At 71.4% G+C, this 13,419-nt stretch carries 15 protein-coding genes; 8 read left to right on the forward strand and 7 right to left on the reverse strand.

Annotation, left to right across the window (positions count from 1 at the left end):
- Positions 1-17: 17 nt before the first annotated feature.
- From LXN57_RS37695 to LXN57_RS37710, 4 genes are read left to right on the forward strand one after another with little or no spacing between them, the layout of a single operon-like run.
- Entirely contained in the window at positions 18-464 is a 447-nt protein-coding gene (locus tag LXN57_RS37695) for an NUDIX hydrolase (protein WP_251803005.1), read from the forward strand.
- Positions 464-1,315: a ribonuclease HII gene (locus LXN57_RS37700; RefSeq protein WP_251803006.1), complete on the forward strand. Its 852-nt coding sequence runs from the start codon at positions 464-466 to the stop codon at positions 1,313-1,315. The genes LXN57_RS37695 and LXN57_RS37700 overlap by 1 nt, the downstream gene beginning before the upstream one ends.
- A complete protein-coding gene (locus LXN57_RS37705) occupies positions 1,312-1,635 on the forward strand; it encodes a DUF2469 domain-containing protein (protein ID WP_221378596.1) in 324 nt (107 codons plus the stop codon). The genes LXN57_RS37700 and LXN57_RS37705 overlap by 4 nt, the downstream gene beginning before the upstream one ends.
- A gap of 48 nt (positions 1,636-1,683) precedes the next feature.
- Positions 1,684-2,160 carry a murein hydrolase activator EnvC family protein gene (locus tag LXN57_RS37710; protein ID WP_438872964.1) on the forward strand — a complete coding sequence of 159 codons (477 nt, stop codon included), beginning with the start codon at positions 1,684-1,686 and terminating at the stop codon, positions 2,158-2,160.
- On the opposite strand, the gene LXN57_RS37715 is transcribed toward LXN57_RS37710, so the two are convergent.
- Together LXN57_RS37715 and LXN57_RS37720 are read right to left on the reverse strand one after the other, a co-directional pair.
- Positions 2,148-3,335, reverse strand: coding sequence for an aminotransferase class V-fold PLP-dependent enzyme (locus LXN57_RS37715; protein ID WP_251803007.1), 1,188 nt, complete (start codon positions 3,333-3,335; stop codon positions 2,148-2,150). The two genes, LXN57_RS37710 and LXN57_RS37715, sit on opposite strands and share 13 nt — an antisense overlap.
- A gap of 17 nt (positions 3,336-3,352) precedes the next feature.
- Entirely contained in the window at positions 3,353-4,276 is a 924-nt protein-coding gene (locus LXN57_RS37720; protein ID WP_251803008.1) for a tyrosine recombinase XerC, read from the reverse strand.
- A gap of 82 nt (positions 4,277-4,358) precedes the next feature.
- Here LXN57_RS37720 and LXN57_RS37725 point away from each other — a divergent pair, with 82 nt between their 5' ends.
- The 3 genes from LXN57_RS37725 to LXN57_RS37735 are packed head-to-tail and all read left to right on the forward strand — an operon-like array spanning position 4,359 to position 5,697.
- The gene (locus LXN57_RS37725) at positions 4,359-4,865 is read left to right on the forward strand and encodes a DUF6636 domain-containing protein (protein WP_251803009.1); all 507 of its coding nucleotides are present in this window, start codon (positions 4,359-4,361) and stop codon (positions 4,863-4,865) included.
- A gap of 33 nt (positions 4,866-4,898) precedes the next feature.
- Positions 4,899-5,363, forward strand: coding sequence for a pyridoxamine 5'-phosphate oxidase family protein (locus LXN57_RS37730; RefSeq protein WP_251803010.1), 465 nt, complete (start codon positions 4,899-4,901; stop codon positions 5,361-5,363).
- On the forward strand, positions 5,326-5,697 hold the full coding sequence (locus LXN57_RS37735; protein ID WP_251803011.1) for a hypothetical protein: 372 nt from the start codon (positions 5,326-5,328) through the stop codon (positions 5,695-5,697). The genes LXN57_RS37730 and LXN57_RS37735 overlap by 38 nt, the downstream gene beginning before the upstream one ends.
- Positions 5,698-5,792: 95 nt before the next feature.
- On the opposite strand, the gene LXN57_RS37740 is transcribed toward LXN57_RS37735, so the two are convergent.
- Positions 5,793-6,197 carry a winged helix-turn-helix domain-containing protein gene (locus LXN57_RS37740; RefSeq protein WP_251803012.1) on the reverse strand — a complete coding sequence of 135 codons (405 nt, stop codon included), beginning with the start codon at positions 6,195-6,197 and terminating at the stop codon, positions 5,793-5,795.
- A 273-nt stretch (positions 6,198-6,470) separates the two neighbouring features.
- Positions 6,471-6,758, reverse strand: a complete 288-nt coding sequence (locus LXN57_RS37745) for a hypothetical protein (protein ID WP_251803013.1) — start codon at positions 6,756-6,758, stop codon at positions 6,471-6,473.
- Positions 6,759-10,079: 3,321 nt separating this feature from the next.
- Between LXN57_RS37745 and LXN57_RS37750 the strand changes: the two genes are divergently transcribed.
- A complete protein-coding gene (locus tag LXN57_RS37750) occupies positions 10,080-10,265 on the forward strand; it encodes a DNA-binding protein (protein WP_215784742.1) in 186 nt (61 codons plus the stop codon).
- A 74-nt stretch (positions 10,266-10,339) separates the two neighbouring features.
- On the opposite strand, the gene LXN57_RS37755 is transcribed toward LXN57_RS37750, so the two are convergent.
- The 3 genes from LXN57_RS37755 to LXN57_RS37765 are packed head-to-tail and all read right to left on the reverse strand — an operon-like array spanning position 10,340 to position 13,399.
- Positions 10,340-11,512, reverse strand: a complete 1,173-nt coding sequence (locus tag LXN57_RS37755; RefSeq protein ID WP_251803014.1) for a DNA-processing protein DprA — start codon at positions 11,510-11,512, stop codon at positions 10,340-10,342.
- Entirely contained in the window at positions 11,502-13,028 is a 1,527-nt protein-coding gene (locus LXN57_RS37760) for a YifB family Mg chelatase-like AAA ATPase (protein ID WP_251803015.1), read from the reverse strand. Before LXN57_RS37760 ends, LXN57_RS37755 begins: the two co-directional genes overlap by 11 nt.
- An 11-nt stretch (positions 13,029-13,039) precedes the next feature.
- Positions 13,040-13,399, reverse strand: a complete 360-nt coding sequence (locus LXN57_RS37765; protein ID WP_251803016.1) for a YraN family protein — start codon at positions 13,397-13,399, stop codon at positions 13,040-13,042.
- Between the last annotated feature and the right edge of the window lie 20 nt (positions 13,400-13,419).

Raw genomic sequence — 13,419 nt, forward strand, 5'->3', positions numbered from 1 at the left:
GCAATAGGCTGGGTCGCGTGACCGTTGTCGAACGCCGCGCCGCCCGCGTGCTGCTGGTCGACCCGGCCGGGCGGGCCCTGCTCCTCCACGGCGGCGACCCGGCCCGTCCCGGTACCAGTTGGTGGTTCACCCCCGGCGGCGGGCTGGAAAGCGGCGAGACGCCCGCGCAGGGCGCCGCCCGCGAGCTCTTCGAAGAGGTCGGCCTCGAGGTCGAGGCGGGCGCCCTGGGCGAGCCCTTCTGGCGCCAGCTGACCGAGTTCAGCTACGGCGGCCGGCAATACAGCCAGGAACAGGAATTCTTCGTCCTCCGCGTCCCCGGCTGGCAGGCCGACTTCGCCGGCATGGACGAGGAGGAGAAGGCGACCATCACCGCGCACCGCTGGTGGTCGGCCGACGAGATCGAGGCCAGCGCCGAGTCGATCTTCCCGGTCGAGCTCGCCGGCCTGTTGCGGCGGCTGCCCTGATGCTGGCCCCACCCCGCACCGTGGTCCGCCGCGAGGGCGGCCTGTACGCGCTCGAACGCGCGCTGCAGCGCCGCGGCTTCCGTCAGGTGGCCGGGGCCGACGAGGCCGGCCGGGGCGCCTGCGCCGGGCCGCTCGTGGCCGCCGCGGCCGTGCTGCCCGAGGGCAAGCGCGGCGAGATCGAGCAACTGGCCGACTCCAAGCTGCTGACCCCGGCCGCTCGCGAGCGGGTCTACGAGCAGGTCGTCGAGCGGGCGCTGGCCTGGTCGGTGGTCATCGTCCCGGCGACCGAGGTCGACACGCGCGGGCTGCACGTCTGCAACCTGTCCGCGATGCGCCGGGCACTGGCGTTGCTGAGCACCCCGCCGGAATACGTGCTGACCGACGGGTTCCCGGTCGACGGCTTGGGCGTGCCCGGGCTGGCGGTCTGGAAGGGCGACCGGGTGGCCGCCTGTGTGGCGGCGGCGAGCGTGCTGGCCAAGGTCACCCGGGACCGCATCATGGTCGAGATGCACGACCAGTTCCCCGACTACGGGTTCGCGGTGCACAAGGGCTACATCACCGAGGAGCACAGCGCCGCGTTGAAGCAGCACGGCCCCTGTGCCGAGCACAGGTTCTCGTACGTGAACGTCGCCGCCGTCTCGGGCCGCGGCAACCGTCCGCCGCGGGCGCGCCGGCCGGTGCAGCGCGTGTCGCCCGAGTCGGTTCAACCAGTACTGTTTGATGCATCCGCCACCGCGTCCCTGGTGCTTCCGGAGACCCCTGGGAGTACCGTCGGCGTGGCGTCGGGCGAGCAGCCTCAGCCGTCGCCGTCGGTGGGGGAAGATGAGGCCATGGAGGGCGAGAAGCGATGAGCGCAGAGGATCTCGAGAAGTACGAGACCGAGATGGAGCTGCAGCTCTACCGGGAGTACCGCGACATCGTCCGCCAGTTCTCCTACGTGGTGGAGACGGAGCGCCGGTTCTACCTGGCCAATCAGGTCGACCTGCACGTGCGCAACTCCGACGGCGAGGTGTATTTCGAGGTCGAGATGCACGACGCCTGGGTCTGGGACATGTACCGTCCGGCCCGGTTCGTCAAGAACGTGCGGGTGATGACGTTCAAGGACGTCAACGTCGAAGAGCTCGAGAAGCCCGACATCTCGCTGCCCGACGAACCCGGCTTCGGCAACTGATCCACAGCCTTTAGTCCGTTTCCGGGGCGGTTATCCACAGGGCCGTTCTTGGTGGGTCCGGTGCGGCAGATTGTCGGCATGCTTCGTCTGCTGATCCTGTTAGTCGTCACGTCCTTCGGGTGGCCGGTCGCGCCGCCCGCCGTCGTCCGGCCCTTCGACCCGCCCGCGCGGCCCTGGCTGCCCGGGCACCGCGGTATCGACATCGCCGCGCCGCCTTCGGTGGTGGTGCGGGCGGCCGGGGCGGGCACGGTGCTGTTCGCCGGCACGATCGCGGGCCGCGGTGTCGTCAGCGTGGGCCACGCCGGTGGGCTGCGCACGACCTACGAGCCGGTGACGGCCACTGTCGACCTGGGCACGGTTGTGGTCCGCGGCGACCCGATCGGGCGCCTCGAGGCCGGCCACCACGGCTGTACGCAGGCGGCCTGCCTGCACTGGGGGCTGCGGCGGGGCCCGCTGTATCTCGACCCGCTCGCCTTGCTCGGGTTGGGCCGGGTGCGGCTGCTGCCGCTCGATCAGGCGCGGTAGTCGTGCAGCAGCGCGGGCAGGCGCTCGGCGAACCGGTCGTACTCTTCGGCCCGGTTGTAGACCTGCGCGCTCAGGCGCAGCAGACCGCGGCCGCCCCAGGCGTTCACGGCGGTCTCGACGGCCAGCTTGCCCGCGATGTGCTCGCGCAGCGCGTGGGCCTCGGGCACCGTGGTGGCCAGGCCCGCCGGCAGCGGCACGATCCGCATCGAGACGCCGGGTACGCTCGGCCGGGGCAACTCGTCCGCCGGCACCTCGAGCGCCTCGGCCACCACCCGCTCACCGTAGGCGGCGAGGGCGGCGTTGTGGGTCCGCACCTCGTCCCAGCCGAGCGAGCGCAGCGTGAACAGGCCGGTCGGTGCGGCGAGCCAGGGGGTGTAATCGATGGTGCCCTGAGACTCGACGGCGTGCGGATAGCCCTGGTCCTGATCCCACGAGACGACCAGCGGCTCGATCCGGCGGCGCCATTCCGGGGCGACCGAGAGCAGCGCCGTGCCCCGCGGGGCGAAGGCCCACTTGTGCAGGTTGCCGACCCAGAAGTCGGCCCGGATCGAGGCCACCTCGACCGGCAGCATGCCGGGGACGTGCGCCGCGTCCACCAGTACCGGAATGTCGTGCTCGTGCGCGGCCGCGACGATCTCGTGGACGGGGAAGGCCATCGCCGTCGCCGACGACAGTTGGTCGATGATCAGCAGTTTGGTGCGTCCCGGGCGCAAGGCGGCGCGCACCCGGCTGACCAGTTCGGCGTCGGTGGCGGGCATCGGCAGCGCGACGGTCCGCACGGTCGCGCCCGAGCGGCGGCAGCGGCGGCGGGCGGCCATCGCCACCGCGCCGTAGCTGTGGTCGCTCAGCAACACCTCGTCGGCCGACTCGAGCTTGATCGAGTTGAGCACGAGCGAGACGGCGGTCGTCGCGTTGGGCACCAGGGCGCTGAGGTCGGGGTCGGCGCCCAGGAAGGAGGCGAGGTGGCGTCGCGTGTGGATGACGCGGTCGCTCAGCCCCTGGGCGAAGAAGCGCAGCGGATTCGACTCGATCTCGTCGCGCAGGCGCTGCTGTGCGCGCTGCACCCCGATCGGCACGGCGCCGAACGACCCGTGGTTGAGATAGGACACCCCGGGATCGATCGAGAACAGGAGGCGGGCGCCGGGGATGGTCACGGGCGGTTCAGGGGCGCTCACATTCCGATCGTACGGGGTCAGGCGCGGGGGTGCGCTTGTTTGAAGGCCGCCCGCAGGCGCTCGGTGGAGACGTGCGTGTAGATCTGCGTGCTCGACAACGACGAGTGCCCCAGCAGGTCTTGCACGGCGCGCAGGTCGGCCCCGCCGTCGAGCAGGTGGGTGGCGGCTGAGTGGCGCAGGTCGTGCGGCTTGGTGTGCGGCAGACCGGCGGCCCGGGCGGCGCCGTCGACGATGCGGCGCACCACCGTCTGCTGCAAGCGGCCGCCCTTCACCCCCAGAAAGAGAGCGTCGCCGCTCGCTGTGGTGGCCAGTTTCGGCCGCCCGTGGCGCAACCAGTCGTCGAGCGCGCGCTGGGCCGGCAGGCCGTAGGGGACGGCGCGTTCCTTGGCGCCCTTGCCGAAGACGCGGACGACGCGGCGGGCCTCGTCCACGTCGGTGCGATCGAGACCGCAGAGCTCGCTGACCCGCACACCGGTGGCATAGAGCAGTTCCAGGACGGCCCGGTCGCGTACGCCCTCGGTCTCGTCCGGCCCGGCCGTCTCGACCAGCGTGGCGGCCTGGTCGGCGCGCAGCACGGTGGGCAGGCTGCGGTGCGGCTTCGGGCTGGCCAGGTGCGCGCCCGGGTCGGCGGAGACGCGGCCGCAGCGGAAGGCCCACGCGGTGAAGGCGCGGGCGGCGGCGGCCCGGCGGGCCTGCGAGGCACGGGCCGCCCCCTGCCGCATGCGCGCGGCCAGCCAGCCGCGTAGCAGCGCGAGGTCCAGCTCGGCGACGGTGGTGACGCCGGAGCCGGCGGCGTGGTCGAGCAGCGAGACGACGTCGCTGATGTAGGCCCGGACGGTCTGCTCGGAGCGGTTGTCGACCCGGACCAGGTGATGGCCGAACTCGTCCACCGCCTCGCGCAGCGCGTGCGGCAGTCGTTCGTGCAAGTCCCGCGTACCCATCGTGTCGACGGTCTTCGCTCCGGGCGTGCACGTCAAGGGGCCACGCGCGGGTCTTGCCCAACCTTCCTAGACTGCCCTCACCATGGCACCGAAGATCCGCGGCATCGTCGCACTGGCCCTGCTGGGCGCGCTCTCCGGCTGTTCCCCGTCCGGCTCCTCGGCCGGGGACGGCCCGGATCCCGATCCGTCCGCGTTTTCGTCGGCGAACGTCGGTTTCGGCGGCCCCGCGCCGGTCGAGGCGGCTGTGGTCGATGAGGCGATGTTCCGTACGCCGTCGCAGAACATCGCGTGCGCGCTCACCGATTCCGAGGTGCGCTGCGACATCGTCCGCAAGGCCTGGAAGCCGCCCGCCAAGCCGGCCGACTGCGAACTCGACTGGGGAAACGGCCTGGCCGTGATCGGCGGCCGCGCGACCTTCACCTGCGTGGGTGACACCCTGGTGGGCACGTCGGAGACGACCCTCGAGTACGGCCAGGCGCTGCGTTCCGGCTCCGTCCGGTGCGACAGCGAAAATCTGGGCCTGACCTGCAAGGACGACGAGACGGGCCACGGTTTCACGCTCGCCGTGTCCCGCTACACGCTCTTCTGACTTTCTGTCGTACCCCCGCTCTAGGGTCTCGACATGGCTAGTTGGCATGAGATCGAGAAGGAAGCGCCGGCCTTCGCCCAGCGGGTGCGGGCCCTGTTCGACGCGGGCACCAACAAGACGATCGCCACGCTCCGGCGCGACGGTTCCCCTCGCATCAGCGCGAGCGAGGCCGCCTTTCAAGACGGCGAGCTCACCTTCGGCATGATGGCCGATTCGGTGAAGCTGCGCGACATCCGCCGCGATCCGCGCATCGCGATGCACGCCCCCACGCTCGAACCGCCGCACGACAACCCCGAGGCCGGCCCCGGCGACGCCAAACTGGCCGGCGTCGTCACCGAGCTGCCGCGCCCACCCGACTGGCCACACGGCGACGACGCGGGCCTGTTCCGCATCGACATCCACGAGGTGGTGCTGACCTATGTGGGCGATCCCGCCGACCACCTGGTCATCGAGTCGTGGCATGTGGGCCGCGGCCACACCCGCCGCACCCGCAAGTAACGCCGGCGTCGATCTCGTGGTGCAGGCGGCGATCCACGACGTGCGGGTAGCCGCGATGCCGATGATGCTGCTGCGAGCCGCCATGCCCGAGCCGGCGGCCTGGCCCCGTCTGCAGGCCTGGTCTGGTCTGCTGGCCTGGCTTGATGGTCTTGACCTCGTCGGCGAGTCCGGCTGCCGTGCCGAGTTCGCCCTCGAACAGGCGCAGCAGGAGGCGGGAGCTGAGGGCGAGCGGCAGCACGGCCTGGTTCGGTTAGCCGGCTTGATTCGGTTAGCCGGTTTGGCCAGGCGGCGACCGCAAGCCTGTGACACCCCCGCGAGGGCAGACGGCTGGTGAGGAACGTGTTGACGAGGCCGGCCAGGGGTCCGGCGGGGGCGGACCGTACGGAGACGTCCCACATCGATGTGCGCCGGTGCCGCGTTCGGCCGTTGCTACGGGCGCGTGAGTTGCACGCGATCGGCGGGGTGGACGGTCTCGGTGCCGTCGCTGGTGGTCACGACCAGGACGGGCACACCCTCGCCGAGGCGATATTTGCGGCGCTCGGCGTCGGTGGGCATGCGGGCGCCAGCGCGGTCGCCGCGGGCCAGCGCGATGACCTCGATCGGTTCGGGCACGCGGACGAAGGTGCCGCGAGGCCGGTCGACCGTCACCAGCCCCTCGGTGCGCAGCTGGCCGATCGCCTGGCGGACGGTGGTGCGGCTGATCCCGTATTCCTGCGCGAGGCGCAGCTCGCTGGGCAGCGGCTCACCGGGCCCCAGTTCCCCGGACTCGATCTGGTTGCGCAACAGATCAGCCAGCTGGCGAAAGACCGCACGGTCCGCAGACGGATCGATCATGTCAGCCAGTCTACGTGACCACGATGTTCCATCGGATTGTACGTACGGAGCCATGTAGGTATGATAACCCTGCCGCACTGAGAAGGCTGAGACTTGATCGGGCGGCAGGACGGGCGGCGGTAAAAGCCGCACCGCGAGGCGCCCAAAAGCACCCCGCGCACGGCCTCACCGTCGCCCGTTCTTCCGCTCCCCGCGCCCACTGAGCCCAGCCGCCACCACCGTCGAGCGGCCAACGGCAACCCAGGCGCGGTGGGCGCCCTAGCTAGTCACCGGTCACTGTTGCGGGTCATCAGCCGGCGGACCGCCCTCGTCATCACCCTCCGGGGCAACAACAGCCTTCCGAGCCCAGGCAACGAACCGCTCGAACAGGTCGGCCGGCGCCATCTGCCCATCAGCCACAAGATCCCCGAGGGCGTCGTACATCTGGGCGGTCAAATAGATCGTGAGTATCGACGGAAAGGCCCAGAACTCCTCGATCAGCCGCTCCTGCGCCGTGGCGCACGGCCAGAGCTCCCCACACGCAAGGCACTTCCACCCGGGTCGATCATTCAAGTGATCCATGAGGTTCACCGCCGCAAGCCCCCGGTCCCCACCGGCCAGCCCAGCCGCGTCGAGCTGCCCCGCCGCCCCCGCGGCCTCAACCAATCCGTCCGGCACTGCAGGCCCGGCCGGCGCCGACGAGCCACCCGCCTTCGCCGACCTGGTTGGTGCTGTCGGCGTGGTGGTGCTTGGTGAGTCGCTTGTCTTCGCTGATTCGGCTGGCACTGTCGGCCCGGCCGGTTTCGGCGCCCGGCCCGCGTTGGTTGGCATCGTTGGTATGGCCCGTTTTGCTGAACCGTCCGCGTTTGCCGACGCGGTCGGCGCTGTAGGTCCGGCCGGCATTAACGGGCTGACTGGCTGAGCCGAGCTGGCCGCCAATGGCGGATTGACCGTTGCCCGAGGTTGCGGTCCCCGGGACCCGGCGGATTCCGTTGAGGCGCGCACGGGCTGCGGTCGGCTCGGTTGCGTGTCCGCTCCGGTAGTTTTCCGCCCTTCGGCCGGACGGGGCCGGGCTGCGCCGAACGGCGTCGCGCCGTCGGTTGGTGGTTCGATATAGGTCATTCGTGGTTCCCCCAGGAGTGCCCGTCGGGACGGGCGGGTGGCGCTGCTCCCTGCCGACCAAGGGGCCGACGCGGCGATCCAGCGCCGATTTCGAACGCTTCGAAGACGTGGCGTGGTGAAACCTCGACATGCCGGTGACCCGGACGAGCAAGCTCGGACGCAGGAGCCACCTGCACTTCCGACCTTTCCGACCTCCAGTCGCACCAGTCCGGCAGCCTCGCGGAAACCGGCCTCCTGACGCACTCGCGTGGCCCGCACCAAGCGCCTTCAACGGATGCACACGTCGTGGCATCTCCCACGACCTGGCGACGCGGTATGAGCCCCACCGGAAGTTCAGCTCCAGCGATTGCTCGCCGTAGGCGACCGCCACCAACGCGTGATCCGGATCTGGCCGTCGCAGAGTCAAGCGACCACCGGCACCCGGCGTGATCCGGAGAGCCGCTGCCAACCGAACGCCCACTGGCCCGCGGACTCCCCGGCGATGTCCTTCCACCCGACGCCCCGGAGACGTGCACCACCACCACCGCGGCCTCGGCCTCGGCCTCGGCGAGATCCATAGCCGACCGCTGCACATTCCCCGTGAGGTCTGCATACCCTGCGACACCCCACCCCCGCTGCGAGCGCAATAGCCTGCAGCGCACGTGGTCTGCCGGTTGGGCTTACTACCGGCTTGCTTGCCGGCCAGTCCATGCCCGCTGCGATGGCTTGTAGCGCCACGTGGTTGCCGGTTGGGCTCGTTGCCGGCTTGCTTTCCCGCCGGCCCACGCTCGCTGCGAGTGCGATGGCTTGTAGCGCCACGTGGTTGCCGGTTGGGCTCGTTGCCGGCTTGCTTTCCCGCCGACCCACGCCCGCGGCCAGCGTGATGGCCTGCAGCGCATGCGGTTGCCAGCCACGCTCGCTACCGGCTACCGGCTACCGGCTACCTGCCCGACGACGTACCTTCGCTGCCGACGTGGTGCACCTGCAACGCCCCCGATTGCCAGTCATTCGCTACCGGCTCGCCTGCCCGGCGTCCACGTCCGCCACCCGCGTGGTGGTTCGCAGCGCCTGCGGTTGCCGGCCAGGCTCGTTTGCTGCGACCCATTTTCGCTGCCAGCGTGGTGTCTCTCATGGCATCCGGTTGCCAGTCGGGCTTGCTGTCGGTCGCATGTTCCGCGACCCGGGTTAGCTGCCGGTGTGGTGCCCGGCTGTGCAGGTCGTTGTCGGTCGGGCTTGCTGTCGGGCGATCCAGGTCCGCGGCCAGCGAGCTGTTTCGCATGGCATGTGGGTTGCCATTCGAGCTCGCTGTGGGCCGCCTGTTCCGCGACTTACGTCCGCTGCCGGTGTGGCCCGGCGGTGTGGGTGGTTGCCGGTCGGGCTTGCTGTCGGTCGCATGTTCCGCGACCCGGGTTAGCTGCCGGTGTGGTGCCCGGCTGTGCAGGTGGTTCTCGGTCGGGCTTGCTGTTGGCCGCCTGCCCGGCGATCCAGGTCCGCTGCCAGGGCGGTGTTCCGCTGTGCATGCGGTTGCCGGCGACGTTGCTATCGGTCAGATGCCCGCCGATCCGCGTCGCTGTCTTCCCGCAGGCTTTGCGATCCACGTCCGCTGTTCGCGTCGCTGTCTCTCCGCAGCTTCGCGACGCACGTGCCGTTGCGAGTGGAGTGTTCCGCCGTGCACGCGGTTGAAAGCCGCGCTGGCAATCGGCCTGCACGCCCGGTGATCCGCGCTGACTGCCGGCGCGGTGGGCTGCAGTCCATTCAAATGCGGTCGGCGGCACGCACTGCGCCCTCAAGCGGACATGCTGAGCCACTGGATCTGTCGGCCGCGTGCGCTGCCTCATGCACGCGGCCGACATGGGCGATCTGGCAACGGTTGGTCGAGACCGGAACTTCGCGCCGGCGCCGGCGCCGGTGCCGACGCCGACGCCGGAGGCGGTGTCGGTGTCGGTGTTGCTGCGAAGCGGAGCGCGGGTCCGGCCTTTGATGCCGGTTGTGCGGGTCACCAGTGGTGCAGGTTGACGTGGCGGTACGCCATTGCTGGGCGGCCGGGGCCAAGGCTTGCGGTGCTGCGAGACGCCGTCCGGTCGGTGTTCGCTGTCGAGGTTGAATCGGCCGGGTGGCCGAGTCTTGCCGGGGATGCCTCCGTTGCCGGCGGCCGGTTTGCCGGACCGGGCGTCGTGGAGGGGCCGGCACAGGAGGGATGCATGATCGGCTCCGCTCAGGGCGACGGACCGGCGCGCACCGAGATGTCGTCGTGCTCGGGGTGTGGCGGCGGAGTGGCTCGGCCGCCGCCTGGTCCGGTCGGGTGGCGGCGGCCGCCCCCGTTGGTGCTGTCGGGACGGTGGGTGGAGGGGCGGGGACTGCTGCCCGGCGGCCTCTGGGGTCTCCGCGCTGGAGAGTGGGAGCCGCCGGGCAGACAGCGTGACAGGAAGGTGGGATCGCTCCCTGTGTTGCCCGGTCTCATGGGGGGTCTGTCGTTGTTGTACCTCCTTTCAGCGGTGAGCGAGGGTGAGGGCGGGGAAAGGTCAGTGACGGAGGCCGCGCCCCGAGGAGGAAAGGGGAGGGGCGGCGCCGGGACGAGTGCGTCGACGCAGGGGGCGACGAGGCCACAACGGCAGCGGCGCCAGAGCGACCGCCACACGCGTCGATGAACCGGTCCGACGGGGACGGGCGAGGTAGTCTGGCGACGCCTAGTCATGAGGACAGTGTAGATGACATACGACTAGCTGTCTCCTATCAACTTGATGATTGACTAATAGTCTCACGCCTACGGTCGATCATGTGGCAGCGAAACCGATCCGGCTCATGGGGGCGCACGAGATCCGCATCCGTCTGGGTGGGGTGAGCCGGCAGCGTGCGTACCAGATCACCAGCCGCGCCGACTTCCCCAAGCCGGTCGCCGACCTCGCACAGGGCAAGGTATGGGCGACCGACGACGTCGAGGCGTGGATGAAGGTGCACCGCCGGGATCTGGACGACTCCGAGGATTGACCCCGGCCGGGCGCGGTAGCGCCCGGCACCACGGGCGACCGCGAGGCGCCCGCCTTCGTGCTGCCCATGAACGGTCACCGGGCCTTCCGGCGAAGAGCGATCCCGGCGTCCCGGCGCTCGATCAGACCGCTCAGTTCCAGCAGGGACAGTCGTCGCAACACCGTCCGCAGAGCCAGCCCGGCCCGGACCGCCAGCTCTTCCGGCGTGGCCGTCCCTCGCCGTGGAACCGCCTCCAGCAGCAAGGCTGATTCCTCGTCGAGCCCGTCGCGCCGGTGCTCCGGCCCGCGAGCCGGGTCGCTCTGGTATTCCCCGATGCGCCCCACCGCCTCCAGCACGTGGGACAGCTCGGTGACCAGGGTCGCGTCCGGCCGCTCGCGCAGCAGCGAGTGGCACCCGACCGACATGGCGGACGTGACCGGCCCGGGCACCACCATCGCGGGCCGGCCCAGCGCCAGCACCCGGCCCATCGTCTGGATCGCCCCGCTGCGCGCCGCCGCCTCGACCAGGACCGTTCCCGCCGTCGCGGCCGCGATCACCCGGTTCCGGATCAGGAAGCGATGCCGCAGCGGCGCCGTCCCCGGTGGCCACTCGCTGATGAGCAGCCCCGACTCGGCGATCTGCTCGAACATCGCCGAGTTGCCCATCGGATAGGGCCGGTCGACCCCGCAGGCCAGCACCGCCACCGTCCGCCCGCCGGCCGCGACCGCCGCGCGGTGGGCCGCCGCGTCGATCCCGAACGCACCGCCCGACACCACCGTCCAGTCGTGCGACGCCAGCCCGTAAGCGATCTCGGTTGTCACGTGAAGTCCGTAGCTCGACGCCGCCCGGGCCCCCACCACCCCGACCGACCGGGCCAGCGCCTCGCCCAGCGGCCACGACCCACGGACCCAGAAGCACAACGGCGGCCGTACATCGGTGTTGATACGCGTCGAGCTGTCGTCGAGAGCCAGGGTGGCCAGTGACCCCACCCGTTGCGGCCATTCCGCGTCGGACGGCACGACGATGCGCGCCCCCAGTCGCTCCGCCCGGCTCAACGTGAGTTCGGCCAGGCGCCGCGGATCGATGTTCGCGGCCTTGGCGAGCGCGGATTCCCGCAACGGGCCGTTCTCGACGTCGCCCCGCAGCAGGCGGTGCAGCGTCGCCGCCGCACCGCCCTCTTCCACGAGGGCCCACACCGCCCGATTGCCCGGCTCGGCCAGCCAGGTGAGCGCGACCCGAGCCGCGCGATCGTCGTCGTCAGCGGGCATTGCTTTCTCCCATTCGCAGCTGGATGGCCTCGCTGACCTCGGACCGGCCCGGCCGGTCGAGGCCGTCCAGATCGGAAATCGTCCATGCGAGCCGCAGAACTCGATCGAAGCCGCGGGCCGACAGCAGTCCCTTGTCGAGGGACTCGCGCAGGTCGGCGGTGTCGGCCGGGGGCAACCGCCAGGGCGCCCGGCGCAGGACCGGCCCGGGCACCTCGGCGTTGAGCCGCCACCCGCCGTCCGACCAGCGTTTCGCCGCCGCCGCACGGGCCTGGACCACGCGCGCGGCGATCTCGGCCGACGAGGTGGCGGGCTCGGTGGCCGTGGTCAGCTGGGCGGCGCTCAGGGGCGCGAGCGTGAGCCGGATGTCGATCCGGTCGAGCAGCGGCCCGGACAGCTTGGCCAGGTAGCGCCGCCTGACCGCCGGCGCGCACGTGCAGTGCTGGTCGCCGGCGGGACTGGCGCAGGGACAAGGGTTGGCGGCCAGCACGAGTTGCACCCGGGCCGGGAACTCGGTCGTGCCGCGGGCCCGGGCGAGCACCACCCGGCCCGTCTCGAGCGGCTGCCGCAGCGCCTGCAGTGTCGCCGATGGGATCTCGGCCGCCTCGTCGAGGAAGAGGACGCCCCGGTGGGCGAGCGAGAGGGCGCCGGGCCGGGCCAGTCCGCTGCCGCCGCCGACGAGAGCCGCGGAGGAAGCAGTGTGGTGCGGCGCTTGGAACGGTGGCCGCCGGATCAGCCGGCCATCTAGCGGCAGCACCCCGGCGATCGACTGCAGGGCTGTTACTTCGAGCGCTGCGGCGTCGTCGAGTTCGGGCAGGATCGTGGGCAGGCGCTCGGCGAGCATCGTCTTCCCGGCGCCGGGCGCTCCGAAGAGCGCCAGGTGATGTCCGCCCGCGGCGGCGACCTCGAGTCCGTACCGTCCCATCTCTTGCCCGGCCACGTCGGCCAGGTCGGGGCCGGGTGGTGGTGGCGCCTCGTCGGACGGCGGCGGTTCGAGCAGCGGGGCGCCGTCACGCATGAAGTCGACGAGCCGGCGCAGACTGTCGACGGCCGCCACAGCCATGCCCGGCACGACGGTGGCCTCGCGCGCGTTGGCCAGCGGCACGATCACCCGGCGCAGCCCGGCGCCGGCGGCCGCGGCCACCATCGGCAGCACCCCGCGCACCGGGCGCACCGCGCCGTCGAGCCCGAGTTCGCCCAGCAGCACCACGCCCTCGAGCGCCGCCGAGGGCAGTTCACCGGCGCTGACCAGCATCGCCACCGCCATCGCCAGATCGAATGCGCTGCCGTGCTTGGGTAGCGCGGCGGGGAGCAGATTCACCGTGATCCGGCGGTTGGGCCAGGTCTGGCCGGAATTGACCACCGCTGCCCGCACACGGTCGCGGGCCTCGTGCAGCGACGTGTCGGGCAGCCCGGTCAGCACCACGGCGGGCAGGCCGGGGGAGAGGTCGGCCTCGACCTCGACGACGTGCCCGGTCACGCCGAGCAGGCCGACGCTGAGGACGCGCGCATAGCTCATCGCCGGCCCGGTCAGAACGCCGCGCGGATGTGGGTGACCTGGTCGGCGCCTTCGGCCGGGACGAGCACCTCGATCACGTCGAAGCGGACCTCGCGGGGGTGCTCCGCCGCCTCGGCGAGCCAGCGGAGCGCGAGTTGGCGCAGCTTGCGCATCTTGCGATGAGTGACCGCGGCGGCCGGCGGGCCGAACCGGCCGTCGCGCCGGGTCTTCACCTCGCAGAAGACGATGTCGTGGCCATCGCGCAGCACCAGGTCGACCTCGCCGTCGGCGCAGCGCCAGTTCCGGTCGAGGACCACGAGGCCCTGCTCCTGGAGGTGCTGGGCCGCGACCTCTTCGCCGTACGCCCCTACCGCCTGCCTTTGCGTCGTCATGGCGCACAACTTGGCCCGCC

The sequence above is a fragment of the Paractinoplanes hotanensis genome, assembly GCF_023717965.1.
Lineage (GTDB): Bacteria > Actinomycetota > Actinomycetes > Mycobacteriales > Micromonosporaceae > Actinoplanes > Actinoplanes polyasparticus.

What these genes read in the sequence shown, in the direction of transcription:
- LXN57_RS37700 (WP_251803006.1), top strand. Translation starts at nt 464, where the DNA reads ATGCTGGCCCCACCCCGCACCGTGGTCCGCCGCGAGGGCGGCCTGTAC.
- LXN57_RS37705 (WP_221378596.1), top strand. Translation starts at nt 1,312, where the DNA reads ATGAGCGCAGAGGATCTCGAGAAGTACGAGACCGAGATGGAGCTGCAG.
- LXN57_RS37735 (WP_251803011.1), top strand. Translation starts at nt 5,326, where the DNA reads ATGTGGGCCGCGGCCACACCCGCCGCACCCGCAAGTAACGCCGGCGTC.
- LXN57_RS37765 (WP_251803016.1), bottom strand. Translation starts at nt 13,399, where the DNA reads ATGACGACGCAAAGGCAGGCGGTAGGGGCGTACGGCGAAGAGGTCGCG.
- LXN57_RS37740 (WP_251803012.1), bottom strand. Translation starts at nt 6,197, where the DNA reads ATGATCGATCCGTCTGCGGACCGTGCGGTCTTTCGCCAGCTGGCTGAT.
- LXN57_RS37750 (WP_215784742.1), top strand. Translation starts at nt 10,080, where the DNA reads ATGGGGGCGCACGAGATCCGCATCCGTCTGGGTGGGGTGAGCCGGCAG.
- LXN57_RS37760 (WP_251803015.1), bottom strand. Translation starts at nt 13,028, where the DNA reads ATGAGCTATGCGCGCGTCCTCAGCGTCGGCCTGCTCGGCGTGACCGGG.
- LXN57_RS37730 (WP_251803010.1), top strand. Translation starts at nt 4,899, where the DNA reads ATGGCTAGTTGGCATGAGATCGAGAAGGAAGCGCCGGCCTTCGCCCAG.
- LXN57_RS37745 (WP_251803013.1), bottom strand. Translation starts at nt 6,758, where the DNA reads ATGGATCACTTGAATGATCGACCCGGGTGGAAGTGCCTTGCGTGTGGG.
- LXN57_RS37720 (WP_251803008.1), bottom strand. Translation starts at nt 4,276, where the DNA reads ATGGGTACGCGGGACTTGCACGAACGACTGCCGCACGCGCTGCGCGAG.
- LXN57_RS37755 (WP_251803014.1), bottom strand. Translation starts at nt 11,512, where the DNA reads ATGCCCGCTGACGACGACGATCGCGCGGCTCGGGTCGCGCTCACCTGG.
- LXN57_RS37725 (WP_251803009.1), top strand. Translation starts at nt 4,359, where the DNA reads ATGGCACCGAAGATCCGCGGCATCGTCGCACTGGCCCTGCTGGGCGCG.